This window comes from Amycolatopsis bartoniae (genome assembly GCF_014191255.1).
Lineage (GTDB): Bacteria > Actinomycetota > Actinomycetes > Mycobacteriales > Pseudonocardiaceae > Amycolatopsis_E > Amycolatopsis_E bartoniae.
Genome location: NZ_JACHWH010000004.1, coordinates 212,462 through 235,788, shown reverse-complemented (window position 1 = coordinate 235,788; position 23,327 = coordinate 212,462). Strand labels below are relative to the sequence as shown.

The following is a 23,327-nucleotide window of genomic DNA, read 5'->3' as shown; positions in this document are numbered from 1 at the left end:
GGGTCTGGCCCCGAGTTGATCAAAGACGACTCGTCTTGACACGCTCGGTAGTTTTCACGCAGGCAATGACCGCCCATAAGGGTGACGACGCTGCATTGACGGCGTCTCGACGTGGGAGGAACCCGGTGCGCAACCGAACCACTCCGGTCAGGCTTTTCGGCGCCTCGACGGGCGTGCTCTTCCTGGCGCTGCTGGCAGGCGGCACCGGCGTGGCCGACGCGGCCGAAGCCCAGGTGACGCCGCCGACCAACGAGATGTCGTTCGGGCTCCTCGGGCCGGTCGGGCTGGCCGCCGTGATCCTCGGTGTCGTCGGCATGGCGCTCGGCGTCGTGCGGCAGCGCCGCAAGGCCGCCCAGGTCCCCGTCGAACCCGAGCCCGCCCAGGACGCTGCCCGTCCGGCTCTCACGCCCTACCAGCGCCCGACTGCCTGAGACGGGCCACCCCGCCGACGGGCGAAAATCACGCGGGCCGCGAACCCGAGCCCCCGGCCGGTGCCCGACGGCCTGAAGCCAGCCCGGCCGCTGCGGGGCAGACGCCTACCAGCGCCCGACTGCCTGAGGCCGGTCACACGCCCGCCGCCGGGCGAGACCACGCCTGGGTCGCCGTGCCGACGGCGACCGTCGCCCACAGGGCCACCAGCAGCAGGTACAGCACCACCGCCGAGGCGGCGAACAGCTCCGAACCCGTCGCCTCCGCCAGCGCGCACGTCCCCGTCACACAGGTACCGAGCGGGAACGTGAAGCTCCACCACGTCAGTGAGAACGGCAACGCCGCCCGCAGGACGACCGCCGCCGCCAGCACCAGCCACAGCATCGCGAACCCCCACGTCGGCACGCCGTACACGAGGCCCAGCAACCGCCCCGCCGAACCGAACGGCGCGACCGTCCCCAGCAGGTTCGCCGCCGTGATCGACTGGCCCAGCGGCCCCAGCACCAGCCACACCGTCGGCGCCGAACCGGGCCCGCCGCGCACGAGGCTCTGCCAGATCAACGGCAGCAGCGCCAGCGTCGCGAACAGGCTCACCCCGAACAGTGCGTAACAGCCCAGCACCATCGTCAACCGGGCCTGTCCGGCGGGCAGGTGCGGCACCAGCGCGGCGCCCGTCGCCGCGGACACCATCGGCGGCACCACCGGCATCAGCCACCCGCCGAACGCCTCGCCGTCCCCGACGCGGCCCATGATCATCCGGTACGGCAGCCCGACGGCCGTCACCAGACCCAGCGCGGTGCCTGCGCTCCACAGCACCCACGCCACCACGAGCGCCGCGGGCAACCCGATCCAGTCCCGTCCCAGCGCGAGCGTCCCCGCGCCAACGGTCAGCAGCGCCATCGGCGGCGCACCCCAGAAATGCGCCAGAACGGGGTCCCGCAGATGCGCCAGCTGGCCGGACGCGTTGCGCCACCACTCCCGGCCCATCGCCCCGCACAGCACCACCAGCCAGCCCGCCGCGAACGCCCAGACGACGGTCGCGGCACCACGCAGCCCCGGCGGGTGCACGGGCAGGACGGGGACGGCGTTGGCGACGATCCCGGTTCCCATCACCGAGGCGAACCAGTTCGGCGTGGTTCCGGCACGAGGCAGCGGCATACCTACACGTTCGGGGTATCTCGGCGGAAACGGTAGACCGCGCAGGCCAATGAACTCATAGCCTGGACTTATGCCCTTGCCGTCGCGCGTCACCGAACTGGCCGGGTTCGACCTGCTCCTCTCGGTCGCGAGACTCGGCGGGATCGGAGCGGCGGCCCGCGCGCACGGCATCTCCCAGCCCGCGGCCAGCGCCCGCATCCAGCAGCTGGAGGCCCGCATCGGCGTCTCGCTCGTCGAACGGTCGCCGCGTGGCTCGCGGCTCAGCAAGGCCGGTGCGCTGGTCGCCGACTGGGCGCGGCCGGTGGTCGACGCCGCGGCGGACCTCGAAGCCGGCATCGCCGCGTTGCGTGACGAGCGCGACAGCCACCTGCACGTCGCGGCCAGCCTCACCGTCGCCGAGTACCTGCTGCCGAAGTGGCTCGCCGCCCTGCGCACGCCCGCTCCGGCCACCATCGTCGCGCTGACCGCGGGAAACTCCGCCGAAGTCGCGGCGCGCGTGCTCGACGGGGAGGCCGACCTCGGTTTCGTCGAGGGGCCGGACCTGCCGAGCGGGCTGCGGGCCCAGACGGTCGCGGTCGACGAGCTGCGGCTGGTCGTCGCACCGGGCCACCCGTGGGCGCGACGCCGCCGCGTCCGGCCGGACGAGCTGGCCGCGACCCCGCTCGTCACCCGCGAGCAGGGCTCGGGCACCCGCCGCGCGCTGGAGCTCGCGCTCGCGCCGCACCGGATCGTCGCGCCCGTGCTCGAACTGTCGTCGACGACGGCCATCAAGGCCGCGGTCATCGAGGGCATCGCGCCTGCCGTGCTGGGCGCGCACACCGTGGCCACCGAGCTGTCCGCGGGCACGCTGGTCGGGCTGGAGGTCTCCGGCACGGACCTCCGCCGGGCGCTCCGGCTGATCTGGCCCGCCGGGCAGGCGCTGCGGGGCCCGGCCGCGGACCTCGCCGCCATCGCGGCCCGCGGGGCCTGAAACAATCGAAGGCGTGTCCGACGCTCAGGAAACCCCAGCCCGGCTGCGCGTGCTGTCCGGCATCCAGCCGACCGCAGACTCGTTCCACCTCGGCAACTACCTCGGCGCGCTGCGCCAGTGGGTGCTGCTGCAGGACACGCACGAGACCTACTACATGGTCGTCGACCTGCACGCCATCACGGTCGAGCAGGACCCGAAGGTGCTGCGGCAGCGCACGCGGGTCTCGGCGGCCCAGCTGCTCGCGCTCGGCGTCGACCCGGAGCGCAGCGCGCTGTTCGTGCAGAGCCACGTGCCCGAGCACGCCCAGCTGTCGTGGGTCCTGGAGTGCCAGACCGGGTTCGGCGAGGCCAGCCGGATGACGCAGTTCAAGGACAAGGCCGCCAAGCAGGGCACCGACCACGCGAGCGTCGGGCTGTTCACGTACCCGATCCTGCAGGCCGCGGACATCCTGATCTACCAGGCGAACGCGGTGCCGGTCGGCGAGGACCAGCGCCAGCACCTGGAGCTGTCGCGCAACCTCGCGCAGCGGTTCAACCGCCGCTACGGCAAGACTTTCACCGTGCCGGAGCCGCACATCGTCAAGGACACCGCCAAGATCTTCGACCTGCAGGACCCGACGTCGAAGATGAGCAAGTCCGCGTCGTCGCCGAACGGGCTCATCGAGCTGCTGGAGGACCCGAAGCGCTCGGCGAAGAAGATCCGCTCGGCGGTCACCGACACCGGCCGCGACATCGTGTTCGACCCGGAGGAGAAGGCCGGGGTGTCGAACCTGCTGACGATCTATTCCGCGCTCGACGGCCGCACCGTTCCGGAGCTCGAAGCGGCGTACGCCGGAAAGGGCTACGGCGACCTGAAGAAAGATCTTGCCGAAGTGCTCGTCGAGTTCGTGACTCCGTTCCAGGAACGCGTCCAGTCCTATCTGGACGACGTGGCCGAGTTGGACAAGGTCCTGGCGCACGGGGCCGAACGGGCCAGGGCCGTCGCGGCGGAGACCCTGGCGCTGGTGTACGACCGGGTGGGGTTCCTGCCACCGGGGAAGTAAGCCCCTTTTTACCGAATTCCCCGGAAACACATAGCTGATTCACAGCTGGAAAGCGGCTTTTCTCAGACGCGCCTCAGAATGACCGGCGAAGCTTTCGCCGGTCATTCTTCTTGGCGCAGGAGAGAAGGTCGCGGTGCTGAGCAGGCTTCGCAGGAAGAGACGGTGGGTCTACGGCACCGTCGTCGTGGTGGTGCTGGTGGCCGCCGGGATCACGACGTGGGTGCTCACGCGGCCCGCCGCCGCACCGTCGTACCGGCTGGTGGCGGCCAGCACGACGACGTTGAAACAGACGGTCTCGTCGTCGGGCACGATCGAACCGGCGCAGCGCAGCGACCTGAACTTCGGGGTGTCCGGGCAGGTGACCGCCGTGAACGTGACCGTGGGCCAGCAGGTCACCGCCGGGCAGGCGCTGGCGACCGTGCAGTCCGCGTCGCTGTCGGCGAGCGTGGCGCAGGCCAGGTCCAGCCTCGCCTCGGACCAGTCGAAGCTGTCGTCCGACCAGTCGAACGGCGCGTCCTCGGCGCAGATCGAGGCGGACGAGGCGTCGATCACCGCGGCCCAGAACCAGCTCGACAACGCGCAGACAGCGCTTTCCGAAGCCACGCTGACCTCGCCCATCGCGGGCACCGTCGCGGCGGTCAACCTCACGGTGGGACAACAGGTTTCCGCCGGCGGGTCGGGCAGTAGCAGCAACTCGGCGTCGTCGTCCGGCAGCGGCTCGGGTGGGCAGGCCGGTGGACAGGGCGGCAGTTCGGCGAGCGCCGCGTCCTCGTCGTCCAGCTCCAGCAGCACCGCGCAGATCACGGTGATCTCCACCGGGTCGTACATCGTGAACGCGAGCGTCGACGACACCGAGGTGGGCCAGATCAAGACGGGCGACCAGGCCGTGATCACGCCCAACGGCGCGACTCAGCCGGTCTACGGCACCGTGAGCACCGTCGCCGTGATGGCGAGCGGCTCCACCTCCGTGCCCAGCTACCCGGTCACCATCACCGTCACGGGCAGCCCCACCGGGCTCATCGCGGGCGCGAGCGCCACCGTCTCGATCGTGGTCAAGCAGCTGACCGACGTGCTCACCATCCCCGCGACCGCCGTGCACTACAACGGCAGTCAGGCGACCGTCGACGTGATGACCGACGGCAAGCAGACCAGCAGGACCGTCCAGCTCGGGCAGACCTCCAACGGGATGATCCAGGTCCTCAGTGGACTGTCCGAAGGGGAGCAGGTGATGGTCACCGGTGGCGGGACCCAGCGCACCGGCGGAACGGGCGGCACCGGCGGCCGGAACGGCGGCACCGGCGGCTTCGGCGGACCGGGTGGCACCGGTGGTACCGGTGGCTTCGGCGGCGGCAACCGCACTGGCGGTTTCGGCACTGGAAACGGGTTCTCCGGATGAGCGTCCCCGTCATCGACGTACGAGACGTGCGCAAGGTCTACTCGACCGGCGTGGTGGAGGTCGAGGCGCTGCGCGGGGTTTCGCTGCGCGTCGAGGAAGGCGAGTACGTCGCGATCATGGGGCCGTCGGGCTCCGGCAAGTCGACGCTCATGCACATCCTCGGCTGCCTCGACCTGCTCAGCACCGGCAGCTACGCGCTCGCCGGCGAGGACGTGAGCGGCCTGTCCGAACTGGAGCTCGCGGCGATCCGCAACCGCCGCATCGGCTTCGTGTTCCAGCAGTTCAACCTGCTGCCGGGACTGCCGGCATGGCGCAACGTCGAGCTGCCGCTCTGCTACGCGGGCATCAAACGCGCCGAGCGCAAGGCGCGCGCGATCGAGCTGCTGCAACGAGTCGGGCTCGGCGACCGGGTCGAGCACCGGCCGAACGAGCTGTCCGGCGGGCAGCAGTCCCGCGTCGCGCTGGCCCGCGCGCTGGTGAACCGGCCGTCGATGGTGCTCGCCGACGAGCCCACCGGTGCGCTGGACTCGGCCGCCACCGCGGACGTGCTGTCGGTGTTCCGCGAGCTCAACCAGGTCGGTCACACCATCGTGCTGATCACGCACGAGGAGGAGGTCGCCGCGCACGCGAACCGCGTGGTGCGCCTGCGGGACGGGCTGATCGAGACCGACACCGCGCTGGCCGATACGGGGGTGATCGCGTGAGCTGGCTGGAAACGCTCCGCACGAGCCTCGAAGCGATCCGCTCGCACCGGTTGCGCTCGGGGCTGACGATGCTCGGCATCCTGATCGGCATCGCCGCGGTGATCCTCACCGTCGGCCTCGGCGAGGGCGCGCAGGCGCAGGTCGCGTCGGCGATCAACTCGCTGGGCACGAACCTGCTCGTCGTGTCGCCGGGGAGCAGCACGAGCAGCACCACCGGCGTCCGAGGCGGCAGCGGTTCGGCCACCACGCTCACGGTGCACGACGCGAACGCGCTCGCCGCACCCGGCGTGGCGCCGGACATCGCCGCGGTCGCGCCCACGACGAGCAAGAGTTCCGAACTGGCCGCGGGGTCCACGACGTGGACGACCTCGGTGGTCGGCACGACTCCGGCGTGGCTCGGGGTGCGGGCGAGAACCGTTGCGCAGGGCCGTTTTCTGACCGACGCCGACGAGACGGGTGAAGCCGCCGTCGTGGTGCTCGGGCCCTCCACCGCGGAGGAGCTGTTCGGCACGGCGGGCAACGCGGTCGGCCGGACGGTGACCATCGGCACCACGCCGTTCTCCGTCGTCGGCGTGCTGACCTCGGCCGGCACGTCGTCCGCGCAGAACCAGGACGACACCGCGCTCGTACCCATGAGCACGGCCGCCGACCGGCTGATCGGCGGCAGTACCCGCACGTCGGTGCAGTCGATCTACCTGGAGGCGACCACTTCGGACACGCTGTCCGCCGCCTACCAGGAGGCGAACCAGGAACTGCTGGCGCTGCACCACATCACCGACTCCGCGGCCGCCGACTTCACCATCGCAAGCCAGGAGTCGCTGCTGTCCACCGCCAGTTCGGTGAGCCAGACGCTGACCCTGCTGCTGGGCGGGGTCGCCGCGATCTCGCTGCTGGTCGGCGGAATCGGGGTCATGAACATCATGCTCGTGTCGGTCACCGAGCGGATCCGCGAAATCGGCCTCCGCAAGGCGGTCGGCGCGAGTCCCGTGGTGATCCGCAGGCAGTTCATGGTGGAGGCGTCGGTGCTCGGGCTCGCCGGCGGACTGCTCGGCGCGCTGCTGGGCATCGCCGGCGCACTGGCCCTGCCGCACCTGATCTCGATCCAGATCTCGATCAGCCCCTCGGCCACCGCCGTCGCGATCCTCACCGCGATCGCGATCGGCCTCGTCTTCGGCGTCTACCCCGCGAGCCGCGCGGCCCGGCTCGCCCCGATCGACGCCCTGCGCAGCGAGTAACGGAGGAAACATGTTGCGACGCAGCTTGCTCATCGTCGCGGGTGGAGCGCTCGCGCTCACCCTCGCCGCCTGCGGCTCTTCGGACAGCGGCACCACCGCCGCTGCCCCGGCCGGTCAGACGCAGGCATCCGGGGCGGCGGGGGCGAACCGCGGCCCCGCGGCGTCCGGCACCGTGGCCCAGGTCGGCGGATCGACCATCGAGGTGCAGAACCAGACCGACGGCCAGGTGACGGTGAACTTCTCCGGCAGCACCACGTTCACCGACCGCGTGGCGGCCACGCTCGCCGACGTCACCACCGGGTCGTGCGTGGTCGTGAACGGCACCGGCACCCCGGTCGCCGCGAAGTCGGTCCAGATCAGCGCGCCGGTGAACGGGGCCTGCAACGGCGGCTTCGGCGGCGGCGGCGGGATGCGCCCGCAGAACGGAAGCGGAAGCGCCGCACCGCGCCCGTCGGGCACGAACAACCCGGGCCGCGGCGGCTTCGGGGGTGCGTTCGGCAAGGTGACCGCGGTCAGCGGCACCGGGTTCACCGTGGAGCAGGACAACCGGCAGACCGGTGCCACGACGAGCGTGCAGGTCACGGTCGACGCCACCACGACCTACACGAAGTCGCAGTCCGCGGACGCGAGCGCGCTCAAGGTCGGCGAATGCGTCACGGCGACCGGGAAGGCCGACGACACCGGCGCGGTGACCGCGCAGACGATCTCGATCAGCCAGGCCGGGGCCAACGGGTGCACGACGGGCTTCGGCGGGAACCGCGGGCAGAACGGGGGCGGGAATGGCTAAGCGCACCAGACGGATCGTCACCGTGGTGGTCGCGGTGGTGGTCGTCGCGGGTGGCGCGGTCTTCTGGGCCACCTCGGCGTCTTCCGCGCCGGGCTACCGCACGGCGACGGCCGCACCCGCGGCGGTCACGGCGACCCTCGACACGACGGGCACGATCGAGCCGGTCGACAACGCGACCCTGTCGTTCCCGGTGAGCGGTCAGGTCGCGTCGATCCCCGTGCAGGTCGGGCAGCAGGTGACCGCGGGGCAGACGCTGGCGCAGTTGGACACCACGTCGTTGCAGGACCAGGTCGCGTCCGCACAGTCCACTTTGGCCACCGCGCAGGCGAAGCTCGCCGCGGACCAGACGGGGCAGGCCAGCGCGACCTCGGGCACCCGGGCCATTCCGGCGTTGTACGTCACGGCAGCCTCGGCGCCGTCGGACCTCAAGACGCAGCAGGAGGCCGTGACCTCGGCGCAGCACCAGGTGGACCTGGACCTGACCGCGGCCTCGGCGGCGGTCGCCGCGCAGGAGAAGGCGTGCAAGACGGTCGTCGACGCCGATGCGGAGAAGGCGCAGAGCCAGGACACCGTCGACGCGTGCACGACGGCGATCCAGGAGGCGCAGGACGCCCAGCACACCACGGCGGTCGACGAGCAGAAGCTCGCGGACGCCGAGAACGCGTTGTCCGCGACGCTGGCGAAGAACGCGGCGTCGAGCACCGAGCCGCGCAGCACCACGCCGCAGCCGACGAGCAAGGCGCCGTCGAGCAGCGGCAAGTCCTCCAGCGGCTCCAGCGGCGGCAAGTCCTCCGGCGGCAGCACGAAGACGAGCACCCCGGCCTCGGCCGAGCAGCTCGCCGCCGACCAGGCCGCGATCGACGCGGCGGACGCGCAGGTGGCCGTCGCGCAGCAGAACCTCGCCGCCGCGACACTGGTGAGCCCGATCGCGGGCACCGTCGGCGAGATCGGCTTCACCCAGGGGCAGACGGCGTCCTCGTCGGAGCACGTCGTGGTGTTCGGGCCGGGCGAGGACCAGGTGACCACGGCGGTCAGCGACCTGCAGGCCGGGCAGATCAAGCCGGGGCAGCGGGCGACCGTGACCCCGGACGGCAGCGGCAAGCCGATCTCCGGGCAGGTCACGTCGATCGGGCTGCTCGCGTCCACCACTTCGGGTGGTTCCCCGAGCTACCCCGTGACGATCTCGCTGCCCTCGGGCGGCCAGCTCTTCCCGGGCGCGACGGCGTCGGTGTCGATCATCACGAGCACCGCGAACGCGGCGGTCACGGTGCCGACGTCGGCGGTGCACCTGACGGGCGCAAACGCTTTCGTCACCACGCTCGTGGACGGCAAGACGCAGACCAAGCGCGTCACCGTCGGCGTGGTGGGCGCGTCCGTCACCGAGATCAAGTCGGGGCTGAACGCGGGGGATCAGGTCGTGCTGGCGAACCTGGACGACCCGCTGCCGACGTCGAACACCAGCACGCGTGGCCTCGTCGGCGGAGGTGGCCCGCGGCGGGGCTGAACGGTTCCCGGGCGCCGACCAGCGGCGCCCGGGGGCTCACTGCTGGTGTGCCTGCTGTTCCTGCTGCCAGGCGGCCTCCGCCTGGGTCTGGATGTCCGTGAGGCCGCGGTCGACCTGCACGATGTCCTTGCCCGCCCAGCCGACGAAGTTCTTGGAACTCTTGGCGTCCGAGAGCGCCTTGAGCATCGGGTAGTAGTCCGGCGCGTTGTTCTTGAGCCAGGTGTCGACCCACTTCATCTTCGCGTTGCCGTCACCGAACTTCGTCTTGAGCCAGTTTTCGTGCTTCTTGATCATCGAGATGTCCTGCGAGCTCAAGTGCGACGACGGCGACGGCCGCGGGTTCGGCGCGGGGTTGGGCGCCGGGTTCGGGTGCGGGGTGGCGTTCGGGGCCGGCTGGGCGTTCGGGTTCGGCCGGTTGTCGCCGGTGAACGGCCGCGAGAAGTTGGGCACGGTGCCACCGGTGTTCGGCGCGGGTTGCGTGTTGGGGTTCGGGCGGTTGTTGCCGGTGAACGGCCGGGAGAAGTTGGGCACGGTGCCACCGGTGCCCGGCGCCGGCTGGGCGTTCGGGTTCGGGCGGTTGTTGCCCGTGAACGGCCGCGAGAAGTTCGGTGGCGCACTGACGGTGTGCCCGCCGCCGGTGGTGGCACTGCTGGGCAGGGTGTTCAGCTCGTGCCCGGCGTTGCCGGCGCCCGCCCGCGGCTTGACCAGCTTCGCGAGCTCGGCCAGCCGGGCCACGGTGCGGCCGGCGTAGGCGACGACCTTGGCGAGCTTCGCCGCCATCGCGGCGACCTGCACGCTGACCGTGACGACCACCTCGCCCACCGCGGCGACGACCGACGCGCCGAACGTGACCGGCGCCAGCGCGAGGGCGATCAGCATCGTGGCGATGATGTCGCCCAGGATCGTCGTGATGATGTCGCGCAGCAGCGAGCGCACCGCCCCGATGAGGGCGCCGGTGGTCTCCACCATGTAGCCCGCGACGTCGGAAGCCTTGGCGTTGGCGTCGATCCAGCCCTTCCGGTCGTCGATCGACTTCTTGAAGCTGTCGTAGCCGGAGCCCTGCCAGTGGGTGATCGTCGACTGCAGCGCCGAGTCCAGGTCGGTGCCCGTCAGCCGCAGCGACTCGCCGATCTTGTGCAGTTCGTTGGCGATCTTCGTGACCTCGGCCGGATTGCCCGCGACCTGGTCCAGCGGCCACTTGAGGAACGAGACGTGCTCGATCAGCCAGCCCAGACCGGCCGCGATCAGCTTCGCGAACGGGTCCATGGCGAACGCGACGGTGTCGAGCACCGCGCTGACGACGTTGATGCCCAGCTCGACGCTGACGGCGGCCAGGTCGCCGCCGTGTGCGTTCTGGACCTTGCCGACCGAGTCGGCCACCTGGTGCCAGCTGTCGAAGACACCGCCACCGGTGGTGGAGTTCTGCGCGGTGATGGGAACGGTCACTGGCCCAGCTCCGTGTGGAAGGTGCCGAGCCCCTGCGCGGCACTGGAGTCCTGCGCCGAGTAGGCGTCCGCGGCCTTCTGCACGTCGGTGGCGGACTGGCCGATGTCACCCGCGAGCTTCCTGATCTCGTCGGTGATCACGCCCATCGTGATCCGCGACGGCACGGCGAGGACCTGGGCGAGCAGGATACCGAAGGCCGCGTTGTCGAACCCGTTGGCGGCCTGCATCCGGTTCGCGGCGTCCTGGACGGCGGGCTGGGTGGTGTTCGACAGGTACTGGCTGAACTTCTTGAGCTCGGCCGGGTCGACCGTGAATCCTGCTCCGGATGCCACCGGCGGTCCTCTCTACCAGGGGTTGTTGTCTTCGTCGTCCTCGTCGGGCGCGGGCCGGGACGGACGGCGGCGCGGCGGCTGCGGCCGCTGGGCTGGTGGCGGCGCGGGCTCGTCCTCGTCGGGTTGCGGCGTGAACGTGTCGCCGTCGTCCTCGGGCGCCTCGTCCTGCTCGGGCGCGGGCAGGAACTGGTCGAGCAGCGCGCGGGCGTCGGAGTTCTCGCCGACCATCCCGCTGAACGCGTCCGCGACCTCGGCCGAGACCTCGCGCTGCGCCTTTCCGACGAGCTGCATCACCTCCCCGGAAAGCGCTTCCGGGGAACGCTGGAACGCACGCGGCCCGAACCGGATGTCCTGCAGGATGCCGCTCGGGCCGATGGTCACCGTGACCGCCCCGTCGGGGGACTGGGCTGTGGCGACCGCGTTGCGCAGCTGTTCCTGGGCCGCCGCGGCCCGGGCCTGGATCGCCTCGACTTCGGCGGTGAACGCGGCCAGCGGATCGCCGCCGGGGGGCACTGACTGTGTCAATTCGTCCTCGTCACGGGAGAGATCGGCAAGCTGTTCGAGTAGATCAGCGCCCGCTGAACGCCAGGCGACACGGGCACGGCGCCGAGCTGAACGAGACAAGGAGGGCAGCCACCGGTCCGCAGGCCGAGGGGGTCGACCGGTCCACTGTGGACGTCTTCGAAGTGCGAGTTCACCCGCAAGTGGTTAATGTCGGTCCGTGGCGGATGAGAAGGAGAAACTGGTACCGCGCCTGCGCCGGAAGTGGCCGTGGCTCGACCACGTCATCAGGGCGAACGACGCGTTCGGCGAGCGGTACGGCAACCACTACGCCGCCGCGATCACGTACTTCAGCGTGCTGTCGCTGTTCCCGCTGCTGATGGTCGGGTTCTCCATCGTCGGTTTCGTGCTGTCGGACAACCACACGGCGATCGACGAGCTGCGCAAGGGCATCCTGTCGTCCGCCCCGTCGGGGCTGGGCAACCTGTTCAACACCCTGGTCGACGCGGCGCTCGACTCCCGCGGCGGGACGGGGATCCTCGGTCTGCTGCTGGCGTTCTACTCGGGCATCGGGTGGATGACCAACCTGCGGGACGCGCTGACGGCGCAGTGGGGGCAGGAGAAGAAGAAGCTGCCGCTCGTGTCCACCACGCTCAAGGACCTCGCGTCGCTGGCGGGGCTCGGGCTGGCGCTGGTGGTGTCGTTCGGCCTGACCGCGGTGGGCGGCGGGGTCGGCAAGTGGCTGCTGCGGCTGGTGGGATTGGACGACCAGGGGTGGGCGCTGTTCCTGCTGACGGTGGCGACAGTGGTGTTGTCGCTGCTGGCGAACATGCTCGTGTTCCTGTGGGTGCTGTCGCGGCTGCCACGCGAGAAGGTGACCGCGCGCAGCGCCGTGAAGGGCGCGATCATCGCGGCCATCGGGTTCGAGGTGCTCAAGCAGGTCGGGAGCATCTACCTCGCGAGCGTCTCGTCGTCGCCGAGCAGCGCGGTGTTCGGGCCGATCATCGGTCTGCTGGTGTTCGCCAACCTGGTGTCGCGGTTCCTGCTGTTCGTGACGGCGTGGACGGCGACGGCGACGGAGAACATGGTGACGGTCGTGGACCCGCCACCGCCCGCCGTGATCCGCCCGACGGTGGAAGTCCGCCGCGGCCCGGGCGCCGCCTCGGTGGCGGGGGCCTTCGGGGTTGGTGCGGTGCTGGCGTGGCTGGGCCGCCGGAGGCGTTGAGGGCGCTTCCATGTCGGCTCCGGTAGCCGGTTGCACCCACTGGACACCGCAACCCGCCGAAGCGTGACTACCGCGTCCTGCGCCGCAGGCGGCCCAGGACGAAACCGGCCACGATGAGGAGCGCCACGACCAGCGTCACGAGCCAGCCCGTGGTGCCGAAGGCGTCCCGGTGCGCCGCGGCGCCCTGCGCCGCCGCACCCGGGGCGGCGCCCGCCTGCTCCGCCGCGCTCGGTTCCTGTGTCGTCGCCACCGGCTCGATCAGCTGACCCACCGAGCCCTTACCGGACTTGGCCAGGTTGAAGCCGTAGTCGAGCAGCTGCGCGGCCTGCTGCACGACGAGCGTCGGCCGCTGCTCGGCACGCATCATCACCACCGCGAGCCGCCGCCCGCCGCGGGCCGCGCCGCCCACGTACGTGTGCCGCGCGTCGTCCGTGAACCCCGTCTTGCCGCCCAGAAAACCTTCGTACGAGCCGAGCAGCTTGTTGTCGTTGTAGATCGAGAACGCCGGTTTCCCGTTCTGCGCCGGGAACTCGTACGCCTTGGTCGACACCGCCGCCGCGAACGCGGGCAGCCGCATTCCCGCGTGGAAGATGAGGCTCAGGTCGTACGCCGACGTCATCATGCCCGGCCCGTCGAGCCCCGACGGCGTGGCGACGCGCGTGTCCGTGGCGCCGAGGGACTGCGCCATGCCGTTCATCTTCTGCACGGTGACGGGCACGCCGCCCAGCGCGGTCGCGAACGCGTGCGCCGCGTCGTTGCCCGAGTGCATCAGCAGCCCGTGCAGCAGCTGGTCGACGGTGTACGTGCCGCCCGCGACCAGCCCGACGCACGTGCACTCCTGGCTCGCGTCCTCCGCCGTCGGGTGGATGACGTCACCGGGCTGGAACTGGTTGATCACCACGAGCGCCAGCAGCGTCTTGATGAGCGACGCGGGCCGCTCGCGCGCGTGCGGGTCCTTCGCCGCCAGCACCGCACCCGTGTCGAGGTCCTGCAGCAGCCACGACGACGCCGTCGTCTCCGGTGGGGTGTCCGCACCACGCGGGTAGACGAGGCCGCACTCACCCATCCGGGCGCCGCCGACGGGTTCCGCGGGCACGGGCAGCGGGGCGGGGGAGGGCTGGCCCGGCGGGGGCTGCTCGGAGGTGTCCACGGGCGGCGGTGGCACCTGCTGGTCCGGGCAGGTCTGGACCGCCGACGCGGGCGCGACTCCCAGCCACAAACCGGACAACAGGATCAGCACGACACCCAGAAGACTCCCGCTACGCACCGAAAAAGCGTAGTTCACCACAGTGGTCGTTCCCGGTGAAAACCCGCGGATCCGATCGGGGGATACTCGGTCCATGTCTCGACGCGTGGCGCTGTTCCTGCTGGCCTTCGGCGCGTGGTCCTGGATCATCTGGATCACGTTCGTGAAGAACCTGTGGGGCAGCGACAACTCGTGGGCCCCGGACGGTTCGCCCACCGCGTTCTTCGTGGTGCACCTGGTGCTGGCGATCGTGTCGTTCGTACTGGGCACGATCATCGGGGTCATCGGCTGGCGCGGGTTGAAGGCGAAGCGGAAGGAGAAAACGACCGAGAAGGTGGATGCCTGACCGGCTTCGCTCCGTCAAATAAGAGAGCCCGGCGGAAACTCCGCCGGGCCCTCGTCGCCACAAACCTCAGACGCGCTTGAACAGCAGCGCCCGCTTGACCTCCTGGATCGCGGTGGTGATCTGGATCCCGCGGGGGCACGCGTCGGTGCAGTTGAAGGTCGTGCGGCAGCGCCACACGCCCTCCGCGTCGTTCAGGATGTCCAGCCGCTCCTCGGAGCCCTCGTCACGGCTGTCGAAGATGAACCGGTGCGCGTTGACGATCGCGGCCGGGCCGAAGTACGACCCGTCGTTCCAGTACACCGGGCAGGACGACGTGCAGGCGGCGCACAGAATGCACTTCGTGGTGTCGTCGAAGCGCTCCCGGTCGGCCTGCGACTGGATCCGCTCGCGCGTCGGCTCGTTGCCGTACGCGATCAGGTAGGGCTTCACCGCCCGGTAGGCCTCGAAGAAGGGCTCCATGTCGACGTAGAGGTCCTTCATCGTGGGCAGGCCCTTGATCGGCGCGATGGTGACGGTGGTCTGCTTGCCGTCCTTCGCGAGCAGGTCCTTCACCAGCACCTTGCAGGCCAGCCGGTTGATCCCGTTGATCTGCATGGCGTCCGAACCGCAGATGCCGTGCGCGCAGGAACGCCGGAACGACAGCGTGCCGTCCACGTAGTTCTTGATGCTCATCAGCACGTTCAGCACGCGGTCGGTCGGCAGCGCCGGGACGTCGTAGGACTCCCAGTGCGCTTCGGTGTCGACCTCCGGGTTGAACCGGAGGATCTTCATCGTGATGGTGACCGAACCCTCGGGCGCGGGCACCTTGGAGGTGTCGTGCGCCGGTGCAGAGCCTTCCCTTACCGCTGCAGTCATTTCAGTACTTCCGCTCCATCGGCTCGTACCGGGTGAAGACCACCGGCTTGTAGTCCAGCCGGATGTCGGCGGTGAACCCGTTGATCCCCAGCGGGGCGTCCGGGTCCTCCTTCTCCGGCAGCATCTTGTACGACATCGAGTGCCGCATGAAGTTGACGTCGTCGCGGTTCGGGTAGTCCTCGCGGGCGTGCCCGCCACGGGACTCCTTGCGCGCGAGCGCCGCGTTGACCAGCGCCTCGGCCAGGTCCAGCAGGAAGCCCAGCTCGATGGCCTCCAGCAGGTCGGTGTTGTACCGCTTGCCCTTGTCCTGGATCGCGATGCGGCCGTAGCGCTCCTTGAGCCGCTGCACGTCGGTCAGCGCCGTCTTCAGCGTGTCCTCGGTGCGGTAGACCGCGGCGTTGGTGTCCATGGTCTGCTGCAGCTCGGTGCGGATGTCCGCGACCCGCTCGCCACCGTGCGCGGTGCGCAGGTGGTCGACCATGCCCTCGACCATGCGGGTCGGGTTCTCCGGCAGGTCGACGTGGTCGCGGCCCTGCGCGTACTCCGCCGCCGCGATGCCAGCCCGGCGGCCGAACACGTTGATGTCCAGCAGCGAGTTGGTGCCCAGCCGGTTCGCGCCGTGCACCGACACACACGCGACCTCGCCGGCCGCGTACAGGCCGGGAATCACGTTCTCGTTGTCCCGCAGCGCTTCGCCGTGCACGTTGGTCGGGATCCCGCCCATCGCGTAGTGCGCGGTGGGGTACACCGGCACCGGCTCCTTCACCGGGTCCACGCCCAGGTACGTGCGGGCGAACTCGGTGATGTCCGGCAGCTTGGTCTCCAGTACCTCGGCGCCGAGGTGCGTGCAGTCCAGCAGCACGTAGTCCTTGTGCGGCCCCGCGCCGCGGCCCTCCAGCACCTCCAGCACCATCGACCGGGCGACGATGTCGCGCGGCGCGAGGTCCTTGATGGTGGGGGCGTAGCGCTCCATGAACCGCTCGCCGGACTCGTTGCGCAGGATCGCGCCCTCGCCGCGGGCACCCTCGGTGAGCAGGATGCCAAGACCCGCCAGGCCGGTCGGGTGGAACTGGTAGAACTCGATGTCCTCCAGCGGCAGGCCCTTGCGGTAGTAGATGCCCATGCCGTCGCCGGTCAGCGTGTGCGCGTTCGACGTGGTCTTGAAGACCTTGCCGAAACCACCGGTGGCGAACACGATCGACTTAGCCTGGAACACGTGGATCTCGCCGGTGGCGAGCTCGTACGCGATGGCGCCGGAGGCGACCGGGCCGTCCGCCGTCTCGGTCAGCGTGACGTCGAGCACGTAGAACTCGTTGAAGAACTCGATGCCGTGCTTGACGCAGTTCTGGTACAGCGTCTGCAGGATCATGTGACCGGTGCGGTCCGCGGCGTAGCAGGCACGGCGCACCGCGGCCTTGCCGTGGTCGCGGGTGTGCCCGCCGAACCGGCGCTGGTCGATCTTGCCCTCGGGCGTCCGGTTGAACGGCAGGCCCATCTTCTCCAGGTCGAGGACGGCGTCGATGGCCTCCTTGGCCATGATCTCGGCCGCGTCCTGGTCGGTCAGGTAGTCACCACCCTTGACCGTGTCGAAGGTGTGCCACTCCCAGTTGTCCTCTTCGACGTTGGCGAGCGCGGCGCACATGCCGCCCTGCGCGGCACCGGTGTGCGAGCGCGTCGGGTAGAGCTTGGTGAGCACCGCGGTGCGGGCCCGCTGCCCGGCTTCGAGGGCGGCGCGCATGCCCGCGCCACCCGCGCCGACGATCACCACGTCGTACTTGTGGAACTGCATATCCGCTTCCTTGGTGGTGGTGGAGTCAGCTGTTGATGTTCGGATCGAACGTGAAGATGACGAGCGTGCCGACGAACAGGACGACCACCATGGCCACGTACAGCAGCATCTTCAGCCAGAAGCGGGTGCCGTCCCTGCGGGCGTAGTCGTCGATCACGGTGCGCAGGCCGTTGCCGCCGTGGATCTCCGCGAGCCACAGCATCAGCAGGTCCCAGGACTGCCAGAACGGCGAGGCCCAGCGGCCGGCGACGAAGCCGAAGTTGATGCGGTGCACACCGCCGTCGAGGATGTTCATGATCAGCAGGTGACCGAGCACCAGGAAGATCAGCAGGATGCCCGAGATCCGCATGAACAGCCAGCTGTAGAGCTCGAAGTTGCTGCGGCGGGCGGCGGGGCGGCGCGGTGACCGCGGCTTGTCGAGCGTGAGCGACTCGGTGCTGGTCACGACGGGTCCCCTCCGAACAGCGTCGACGCGGTACGCCAGAGCATCGCGATCGCGCCGGGGATCATCACGACCACCCAGACGACCACGATCGTCCACAGCATCGGCTTCTGGTACTTCGTGCCCTTCGACCAGAAGTCGATCAGGATGACCCGGATCCCGTTGAGCGCGTGGTACAGCACCGCGCCCACCAGACCGACCTCCAGGAGGTTCACGATCGGGGTCTTGTAAGTCTCGATCACCGAGTCGTAGGTCTCCGGGGAGACGCGGACCAGTGCGGTGTCGAGGACGTGGACGAACAGGAAGAAGAAGGTGAGTACCCCGGTGATCCGATGCAGGACCCAGGACCACATGCCGGGGTCGCCCCGGTAGAAGGTCCCCTTCCGGCGTGAGGCACCCGCCCGATCGCTCGCCTCCGCCGCGCTGCTGCCAGCGGCGGGGGTAGCCGTGGTGGACATCGGTGAACGGCCTCCAACGTCGTGGTTGGACTGTGCCCGTGGCAATCAAACGTCAACGAGCTTGGATAAACGGATGCTAAACCCGCGCGCGGAACCTCACTCACTGCCGGGTTGTCCTGTGTGATCGACCAGACACCGAGTGCGTGGTCCGGATCACTCGTACTGGTGACGCTCACGCCCGGTAGCAGGATGATTGCCCTGCCGGAGTGCAAGCAAACATTTAGGTTACGGGCAGTGGCATCCGTATGGCGTCCTCGACACCGGCGGGTACGGTTCGCCAGTCGAGCCCGGCGACGCGCCGGGCCGTGCTCGGACCGTCGTACCGCGGCGGGGAGGGAGAAAGAGCGTGCGTAGAACGCGTGCCGCCGTGTTTACCGCGACCGCGCTGGCGGGCGTGCTCGCGCTGGCCGGGTGTGCCAAGGACTCGGGCAGCAGTGGCAGCAGCAACAACAACGCGTCCGGCAACACCGGGTCCTGCGTGACCGCGCAGCCGCCGGCCGCCCCGGCCGCGGCGACGTCGTCGAGCGCCGCGGGCGCCAAGGTCGACGCCAGCAGCCTGCGGATCGGCCTGGCCTACGACATCGGCGGCCGTGGTGACGCTTCGTTCAACGACGCGGCCGCGGCCGGTGTCGACAAGGCGAAGACCGACATGGGCGTCAAGGACGTCTCGGAGAGCACGGCTTCGCCGACCGAGGACGAGGCGGCCAAGGAACAGCGGCTGACCCAGCTCGCGACCAACGGCTACAACCCGATCGTGGCGGTCGGCTTCGCCTACGCGGAGGCCGTCGGCGCGGTGGCGCCGAAGTTCCCGGGCACCAAGTTCGCGATCATCGACGACGACTCGGTGCAGCAGCCGAACGTGACCCCGCTGGTCTTCGCCGAGGAGCAGGGCTCGTTCCTGGCCGGCGTCGCCGCGGTGTACAAGAGCAAGAACTGCCACATCGGCTTCATCGGCGGGGTGAACACGCCCCTGATCCAGAAGTTCGAGGCGGGTTACCTCGCCGGTGCGAAGGCCGCGTCGAGCAAGGTCCAGATCGAGGACCAGTACCTGACCCCGGCGGGCGACAACACCGGCTTCCAGGACCCGACCAAGGGCAACGCCAAGGCCGCGGCGGAGATCGCCGCCGGCGCCGACGTCGTCTACCACGCCGCCGGTGCCTCCGGTAAGGGCGTGTTCCAGGCGGCGAAGGCGGCCAACGCGCTGGCCATCGGCGTGGACTCCGACCAGTACAACCAGACGACGGTCGCCGAGTACAAGGACGTGATCATGACGTCCATGCTCAAGCGGGTCGACGTCGCGGTGTACGACTACATCCAGGCCGTGGCGACGAACAACCTCGCCGCGCTGCCGAAGCGGTTCGACCTCAAGGTCGACGGCGTCGGCTACGCCACGTCGGGCGGCAAGATCGACGACATCAAGTCGGTGCTGGACGGCTACAAGCAGGCCATCATCTCCGGCCAGATCACGGTGCCGAGCACACCGCAGAAGTAGCAACCACTCCGCGTGCGGGGCTCGGGAGGGCAACCCCCTCCCGAGCCCCTTACGCCGTTCGGGGAGTCTTCCACCTATGACAGAGCCACAACCGGTGGTGGAGCTGCGGGGAATCACGAAGCGGTTTCCCGGCGTGGTCGCCAACTCCGACGTGAACCTGACGATTCGCGCCGGCGAGGTGCACGCGGTCTGCGGCGAGAACGGCGCGGGCAAGTCCACCCTCATGAAGATCCTGTACGGGATGCAGCAGCCCGACGAGGGCACGATCGCCGTCAACGGCGAGCAGGTGCGGCTGCGCAACCCGCAGGACGCGATCCGCGCCGGCATCGGCATGGTGCACCAGCACTTCATGCTCGCCGACAACCTGACCGTGCGCGAGAACATCCTGCTGGGCGCCGAGGGCCTGCACGGCATCGGCCGCAGGGCGAAGGCCCGTATCGACGAGCTGGCCGAGCAGACCGGGCTGAACGCCGACCAGGACGCGCTGCTGGAGAGCCTCGGCGTCGCCGACCGCCAGCGCGTCGAGATCATCAAGGTGCTCTACCGCGGCGCGAAGATCGTCATCCTCGACGAGCCGACCGCGGTGCTGGTGCCGCAGGAGGTCGAAGCGCTCTTCGAGACCGTCCGTTCCATGCAGCGGCAGGGTTTCACGTTCATCTTCATCTCGCACAAGCTCGACGAGGTGCGCGCGATCGCCGACACCGTCACGGTGATCCGCCGCGGCACCACCGTCGGCACCGCGGACCCGAAGGCGATCAGCTCCCGCGAGCTGGCGGAGATGATGGTCGGCAGCGAGCTGCCCAGCCCGGAGACCCGCGAGTCGACGGTCACCGACCGCGCCGTGCTGCGCGTGACGGACCTGCGGCTGGCCGCCGAGGGCAGCACCCGCGCGGTGCTGGACGACATCTCGTTCACCGTGCACGCGGGCGAGGTGCTCGGCATCGCCGGTGTCGAAGGCAACGGGCAGACCGAGCTGGTCGAGACCATCATGGGCATGCGCCGGGCCACCGGCGGCACCGTCGAGCTGGTCGAGGCGGACGGGAAGGCGCGCGACCTGACCCGGCTGGGCACGCTCGCCCGGCGCGAGGCGGGTATCGGCTACATCGCCGAGGACCGCACCCGGCACGGCCTGCTGCTCACGCAACCGTTGTGGGCCAACAGGATTCTCGGCTACCAGACGCGCGAACCGGTCTCGAAAGGACAGTTGCTCGACATCGCGGGCGCGCGGCGGGACACCGAGCGGATCGTCGCGGACTACGACGTCCGCACGCCCGGCATCGAGGTGCCCGCGGCCGCGTTGTCCGGCGGCAACCAGCAGAAGCTCGTGGTGGGCCGGGAACTGTCCGGCGACCCGGTGCTGCTGATCGCGTCCCACCCGACGCGCGGGGTGGACGTCGGCGCGCAGGCGTTGATCTGGGAACAGATCCGCGTGGCGCGCCACGAAGGGCTCGCGGTGCTGCTGATCTCCGCGGACCTCGACGAGCTGATCGGGCTCTCCGACACGATCCGCGTCATGCTGCGCGGCCGTCTGGTGAGCGAAGCCGACCCCGCGACTGTCACCCCGCAGGAGCTGGGCAGTGCCATGACCGGAGCGGAGGAGGCAGCGTGACTTCCTGGCGTACCAAGGTTCTCCCGCCGCTGCTGGCGATCGTCTTCTCGCTGCTCATCTGCTCCGTCGCGCTGCTGATCTCGGGCTCGGACCCGCTGCAGGCGTACTGGACGATGCTCAGGCAGCTGGGACAGGGCACCACCGCGGTCGACACCGTGAACCTCGCGACCGTGTACTACCTGTCGGCGCTGGCGGTCGCGATCGGCTTCCAGATGAACCTGTTCAACATCGGCGTCGAGGGCCAGTACCGGTTCGCGGGCGTGTGGGCGGCGATCATCGGCGGTGCGCTGCACCTGCCTCCGGTTCTGCACGCCATCGTGATCATCGTCGTCGCCGTGGTGGCCGGTGTGGTCTACGCGGCGATCCCGGCGATCCTCAAGGTGACGCGCGGGGTGTCCGAGGTCATCTCGACGATCATGCTGAACGCGATCGTCGGTGGCATCGTGGCGTTCCTGATCAACCCGGACCAGTTCGGCGTGCTGACGGGCAACAACCTGCGCACGAAGATCATCGACCCGTCCGGGCGGGTGCCCGGCATCCCGATCGGCGGGGCGAGCCTGTTCGGGTTCGTGATCATCGTCGCGGTGATCGGCATCGGCTACTGGTTCCTGCTCAACCGCACGCGGTTCGGCTTCGAGCTGCGGGCCAGCGGCGAGTCCGCGACGGCGGCGGCCGCGGGTGGCGTGAACGCCAAGCGCATGACGCTGGTCGCGATGCTGCTCTCCGGTGGTGTCGCGGGCCTGGTCGCGCTGCCCGAACTGCTGGGGCGCGACTACAGCTACGCCATCACGTCCACCCAGGGCTACGGCTTCACCGGCATCGCGGTCGCGCTGCTGGGCCGCAACCACCCCGGCGGCATCGCGCTCGGCGCGCTGCTGTGGGCGTTCCTGGACAAGTCGGCCGTCTCGCTGGAGCAGGTCAACGTGCCGAAGGAGATCGCGACGATCATGCAGGGCGCGATCGTGCTGTCGGTGGTCGTGGCGTACGAGGTCGTCAAGCGCGCCGACCTGGCCGCGGCGCAGCGCCGCGTCGGGCGGGCGCTCTCGGGTGGCAAACCGGCTTCGGTCGCGGAAGGCGGTGCGATCTGATGGCACTCGGAACGGCTCAGGCGGGCGGCGCCACGACGGTGCCGGCCCCGCCGGTACGGCGGCGGCTGCCCGGCTGGGCGAAGGGGATCCTGTGGGCGGTCGGGGTCATCGCGATCCTGTCCACCGCGTCGTACCTCACCGGCGTGAACACGCTGACCTCGACGAACACCGCGCAGACCGCGCTGCGGCTCGCGCTGCCGATCCTGCTGGCCGCGCTCGGCGGGCTGTGGGCGGAGCGCGCGGGCGTGGTCAACATCGGCCTCGAAGGCATGATGATCCTCGGCACGTGGGGCGCGGCGTGGGGCGCCTACCACGGCGGGCCGTGGCTGGGACTGGTCGCGGCGATGGTCGGCGGCGCGCTCGGCGGGCTGCTGCACGCGGTGGCGACGGTGACGTTCAACGTCAACCACATCGTCTCCGGTGTGGCGATCAACCTGTTGGGGCTCGGCGTCGCGAAGTACCTCTCGACGCTGATCTTCCAGCCGCTGTCGGGAAACCCGCGCCAGTCGCCGACGGTGCCGACGTTCGACACCTACTCGGCGACGTTCCTGTCCGACTGGCTCAGCGACCTGGAAAAGCAGCAGCGCGTGGGCATCTCGGACGCGGCGGGTCTCGTCAACGGGCTCGTCACGGGTGTGTCGCCGCTGACGATCATCGCGATCCTGCTGGTGCCGGTGAGCTACCTGGTGCTGTGGCGGACGCGGTTCGGGCTGCGGCTGCGTTCGTGCGGCGAGAACCCGGTGGCGGCGGAGTCGTTGGGTGTCAACGTGTACGCGTACCGGTACACCGGCGTGCTGCTTTCGGGCGCGCTGGCCGGGCTCGGTGGCGCGGCGCTGGTGCTGCTGCAGGGCGGCGGCGGGTACCTGGAGAACCAGACCAACGGCCGCGGCTACATCGGTCTCGCCGCGATGATCTTCGGCAACTGGCGGCCGGGCGGTCTGCTCGGTGGTGCGGCGTTGTTCGGCTACTCCGACGGTCTCCAGCTCGCCGGTGGCGGCAAGGCGGTGCTCGCGCTGCTGTACGGCGCGGTGCTGCTGCTGGGCGTGATCGTGGTGGTGCAGCTGTTCCGGCGGAAGTGGCTCGGCGCGGTGCTCGGCGCGGTCGCGGCGGGCATCCTGTACTGGATCTACTGGGCGAACGACTCGCTGCCCGGTGACCTGATCCCGTACACGCCGCACGTGGTCACGCTGATCGTGCTGGCGGTGGCGTCGCAACGCCTGCGAATGCCGAAGGCCGATGGTGCGCGATACCGGCGGGGTGAGGGGGATTGAGT

23 protein-coding genes are annotated in these 23,327 nt (G+C 70.1%); 14 read left to right on the top strand and 9 right to left on the bottom strand.

What is annotated here, in order from left to right:
* Nucleotides 1-125 precede the first annotated feature (125 nt).
* Nucleotides 126-431, top strand: a complete 306-nt coding sequence (locus tag FHX82_RS22465; RefSeq protein WP_373308711.1) for a hypothetical protein — start codon at nucleotides 126-128, stop codon at nucleotides 429-431.
* 133 nt (nucleotides 432-564) lie between these two features.
* Here FHX82_RS22465 and FHX82_RS22460 read toward each other — a convergent pair whose 3' ends face one another.
* Complete coding sequence (locus FHX82_RS22460; RefSeq protein ID WP_145939206.1) at nucleotides 565-1,587, bottom strand: TDT family transporter; 1,023 nt, start codon at nucleotides 1,585-1,587, stop codon at nucleotides 565-567.
* A gap of 76 nt (nucleotides 1,588-1,663) precedes the next feature.
* On the opposite strand from FHX82_RS22460, the gene FHX82_RS22455 reads away from it, so the two are divergent.
* The 7 genes from FHX82_RS22455 (at nucleotide 1,664) to FHX82_RS22425 (ending at nucleotide 9,225) form a co-directional block, all read left to right on the top strand.
* On the top strand, nucleotides 1,664-2,557 hold the full coding sequence (locus tag FHX82_RS22455; protein WP_145939209.1) for a LysR family transcriptional regulator: 894 nt from the start codon (nucleotides 1,664-1,666) through the stop codon (nucleotides 2,555-2,557).
* A 13-nt stretch (nucleotides 2,558-2,570) separates the two neighbouring features.
* Complete coding sequence (gene trpS, locus FHX82_RS22450; RefSeq protein WP_145939205.1) at nucleotides 2,571-3,599, top strand: tryptophan--tRNA ligase; 1,029 nt, start codon at nucleotides 2,571-2,573, stop codon at nucleotides 3,597-3,599.
* Between the two features lie 133 nt (nucleotides 3,600-3,732).
* Entirely contained in the window at nucleotides 3,733-4,995 is a 1,263-nt protein-coding gene (locus FHX82_RS22445) for an efflux RND transporter periplasmic adaptor subunit (RefSeq protein WP_145939204.1), read from the top strand.
* Entirely contained in the window at nucleotides 4,992-5,699 is a 708-nt protein-coding gene (locus tag FHX82_RS22440; RefSeq protein ID WP_145939203.1) for an ABC transporter ATP-binding protein, read from the top strand. The genes FHX82_RS22445 and FHX82_RS22440 overlap by 4 nt, the downstream gene beginning before the upstream one ends.
* Entirely contained in the window at nucleotides 5,696-6,934 is a 1,239-nt protein-coding gene (locus FHX82_RS22435; protein WP_145939202.1) for an ABC transporter permease, read from the top strand. The genes FHX82_RS22440 and FHX82_RS22435 overlap by 4 nt, the downstream gene beginning before the upstream one ends.
* A 10-nt stretch (nucleotides 6,935-6,944) precedes the next feature.
* The gene (locus tag FHX82_RS22430) at nucleotides 6,945-7,721 is read left to right on the top strand and encodes a DUF5666 domain-containing protein (RefSeq protein ID WP_145939201.1); all 777 of its coding nucleotides are present in this window, start codon (nucleotides 6,945-6,947) and stop codon (nucleotides 7,719-7,721) included.
* Nucleotides 7,714-9,225 carry an efflux RND transporter periplasmic adaptor subunit gene (locus tag FHX82_RS22425; RefSeq protein WP_145939200.1) on the top strand — a complete coding sequence of 504 codons (1,512 nt, stop codon included), beginning with the start codon at nucleotides 7,714-7,716 and terminating at the stop codon, nucleotides 9,223-9,225. Before FHX82_RS22430 ends, FHX82_RS22425 begins: the two co-directional genes overlap by 8 nt.
* A 36-nt stretch (nucleotides 9,226-9,261) precedes the next feature.
* Here the strand turns inward: FHX82_RS22425 and FHX82_RS22420 are convergent, their stop codons facing one another.
* From FHX82_RS22420 to FHX82_RS22410, 3 genes are read right to left on the bottom strand one after another with little or no spacing between them, the layout of a single operon-like run.
* Complete coding sequence (locus tag FHX82_RS22420) at nucleotides 9,262-10,671, bottom strand: hypothetical protein (RefSeq protein WP_145939199.1); 1,410 nt, start codon at nucleotides 10,669-10,671, stop codon at nucleotides 9,262-9,264.
* The gene (locus FHX82_RS22415) at nucleotides 10,668-11,003 is read right to left on the bottom strand and encodes a hypothetical protein (RefSeq protein WP_145939198.1); all 336 of its coding nucleotides are present in this window, start codon (nucleotides 11,001-11,003) and stop codon (nucleotides 10,668-10,670) included. The genes FHX82_RS22420 and FHX82_RS22415 overlap by 4 nt, the downstream gene beginning before the upstream one ends.
* A 12-nt stretch (nucleotides 11,004-11,015) precedes the next feature.
* On the bottom strand, nucleotides 11,016-11,528 hold the full coding sequence (locus FHX82_RS22410; RefSeq protein ID WP_221216364.1) for a YbaB/EbfC family nucleoid-associated protein: 513 nt from the start codon (nucleotides 11,526-11,528) through the stop codon (nucleotides 11,016-11,018).
* A 196-nt stretch (nucleotides 11,529-11,724) separates the two neighbouring features.
* On the opposite strand from FHX82_RS22410, the gene yhjD reads away from it, so the two are divergent.
* Nucleotides 11,725-12,729 carry an inner membrane protein YhjD gene (gene yhjD, locus FHX82_RS22405; protein WP_183176764.1) on the top strand — a complete coding sequence of 335 codons (1,005 nt, stop codon included), beginning with the start codon at nucleotides 11,725-11,727 and terminating at the stop codon, nucleotides 12,727-12,729.
* A gap of 67 nt (nucleotides 12,730-12,796) precedes the next feature.
* Here the strand turns inward: yhjD and FHX82_RS22400 are convergent, their stop codons facing one another.
* Entirely contained in the window at nucleotides 12,797-13,996 is a 1,200-nt protein-coding gene (locus FHX82_RS22400) for a D-alanyl-D-alanine carboxypeptidase family protein (protein ID WP_373308710.1), read from the bottom strand.
* A 73-nt stretch (nucleotides 13,997-14,069) separates the two neighbouring features.
* On the opposite strand from FHX82_RS22400, the gene FHX82_RS22395 reads away from it, so the two are divergent.
* Entirely contained in the window at nucleotides 14,070-14,321 is a 252-nt protein-coding gene (locus tag FHX82_RS22395) for an SCO4848 family membrane protein (RefSeq protein ID WP_145938592.1), read from the top strand.
* A 66-nt stretch (nucleotides 14,322-14,387) separates the two neighbouring features.
* Here the strand turns inward: FHX82_RS22395 and FHX82_RS22390 are convergent, their stop codons facing one another.
* From FHX82_RS22390 to sdhC, 4 genes are read right to left on the bottom strand one after another with little or no spacing between them, the layout of a single operon-like run.
* A complete protein-coding gene (locus FHX82_RS22390) occupies nucleotides 14,388-15,176 on the bottom strand; it encodes a succinate dehydrogenase iron-sulfur subunit (protein ID WP_145938593.1) in 789 nt (262 codons plus the stop codon).
* 1 nt (nucleotide 15,177) lies between these two features.
* Nucleotides 15,178-16,965, bottom strand: coding sequence for a succinate dehydrogenase flavoprotein subunit (sdhA, locus tag FHX82_RS22385; protein ID WP_145938594.1), 1,788 nt, complete (start codon nucleotides 16,963-16,965; stop codon nucleotides 15,178-15,180).
* A gap of 25 nt (nucleotides 16,966-16,990) precedes the next feature.
* Nucleotides 16,991-17,410 carry a succinate dehydrogenase hydrophobic membrane anchor subunit gene (locus tag FHX82_RS22380; protein ID WP_145938595.1) on the bottom strand — a complete coding sequence of 140 codons (420 nt, stop codon included), beginning with the start codon at nucleotides 17,408-17,410 and terminating at the stop codon, nucleotides 16,991-16,993.
* Nucleotides 17,407-17,865, bottom strand: a complete 459-nt coding sequence (sdhC, locus tag FHX82_RS22375; protein ID WP_145938596.1) for a succinate dehydrogenase, cytochrome b556 subunit — start codon at nucleotides 17,863-17,865, stop codon at nucleotides 17,407-17,409. Before sdhC ends, FHX82_RS22380 begins: the two co-directional genes overlap by 4 nt.
* Before the next feature lie 346 nt (nucleotides 17,866-18,211).
* On the opposite strand from sdhC, the gene FHX82_RS22370 reads away from it, so the two are divergent.
* The 4 genes from FHX82_RS22370 to FHX82_RS22355 all read left to right on the top strand — a co-directional run bounded on the left by FHX82_RS22370 (nucleotide 18,212) and on the right by FHX82_RS22355 (nucleotide 23,325).
* The gene (locus tag FHX82_RS22370; RefSeq protein ID WP_183176762.1) at nucleotides 18,212-19,357 is read left to right on the top strand and encodes a BMP family lipoprotein; all 1,146 of its coding nucleotides are present in this window, start codon (nucleotides 18,212-18,214) and stop codon (nucleotides 19,355-19,357) included.
* A 76-nt stretch (nucleotides 19,358-19,433) separates the two neighbouring features.
* Complete coding sequence (locus FHX82_RS22365) at nucleotides 19,434-20,966, top strand: ABC transporter ATP-binding protein (RefSeq protein ID WP_145938597.1); 1,533 nt, start codon at nucleotides 19,434-19,436, stop codon at nucleotides 20,964-20,966.
* A complete protein-coding gene (locus FHX82_RS22360) occupies nucleotides 20,963-22,054 on the top strand; it encodes an ABC transporter permease (RefSeq protein ID WP_145938598.1) in 1,092 nt (363 codons plus the stop codon). The genes FHX82_RS22365 and FHX82_RS22360 overlap by 4 nt, the downstream gene beginning before the upstream one ends.
* Nucleotides 22,054-23,325, top strand: coding sequence for an ABC transporter permease (locus FHX82_RS22355; protein ID WP_145938599.1), 1,272 nt, complete (start codon nucleotides 22,054-22,056; stop codon nucleotides 23,323-23,325). Before FHX82_RS22360 ends, FHX82_RS22355 begins: the two co-directional genes overlap by 1 nt.
* Nucleotides 23,326-23,327 lie beyond the last annotated feature (2 nt).

What these genes read in the sequence shown, in the direction of transcription:
- FHX82_RS22460 (WP_145939206.1), bottom strand. Translation starts at nt 1,587, where the DNA reads ATGCCGCTGCCTCGTGCCGGAACCACGCCGAACTGGTTCGCCTCGGTG.
- FHX82_RS22440 (WP_145939203.1), top strand. Translation starts at nt 4,992, where the DNA reads ATGAGCGTCCCCGTCATCGACGTACGAGACGTGCGCAAGGTCTACTCG.
- FHX82_RS22430 (WP_145939201.1), top strand. Translation starts at nt 6,945, where the DNA reads ATGTTGCGACGCAGCTTGCTCATCGTCGCGGGTGGAGCGCTCGCGCTC.
- FHX82_RS22425 (WP_145939200.1), top strand. Translation starts at nt 7,714, where the DNA reads ATGGCTAAGCGCACCAGACGGATCGTCACCGTGGTGGTCGCGGTGGTG.
- FHX82_RS22395 (WP_145938592.1), top strand. Translation starts at nt 14,070, where the DNA reads ATGTCTCGACGCGTGGCGCTGTTCCTGCTGGCCTTCGGCGCGTGGTCC.
- FHX82_RS22390 (WP_145938593.1), bottom strand. Translation starts at nt 15,176, where the DNA reads ATGACTGCAGCGGTAAGGGAAGGCTCTGCACCGGCGCACGACACCTCC.
- sdhA (WP_145938594.1), bottom strand. Translation starts at nt 16,965, where the DNA reads ATGCAGTTCCACAAGTACGACGTGGTGATCGTCGGCGCGGGTGGCGCG.
- sdhC (WP_145938596.1), bottom strand. Translation starts at nt 17,865, where the DNA reads ATGTCCACCACGGCTACCCCCGCCGCTGGCAGCAGCGCGGCGGAGGCG.
- FHX82_RS22365 (WP_145938597.1), top strand. Translation starts at nt 19,434, where the DNA reads ATGACAGAGCCACAACCGGTGGTGGAGCTGCGGGGAATCACGAAGCGG.
- FHX82_RS22355 (WP_145938599.1), top strand. Translation starts at nt 22,054, where the DNA reads ATGGCACTCGGAACGGCTCAGGCGGGCGGCGCCACGACGGTGCCGGCC.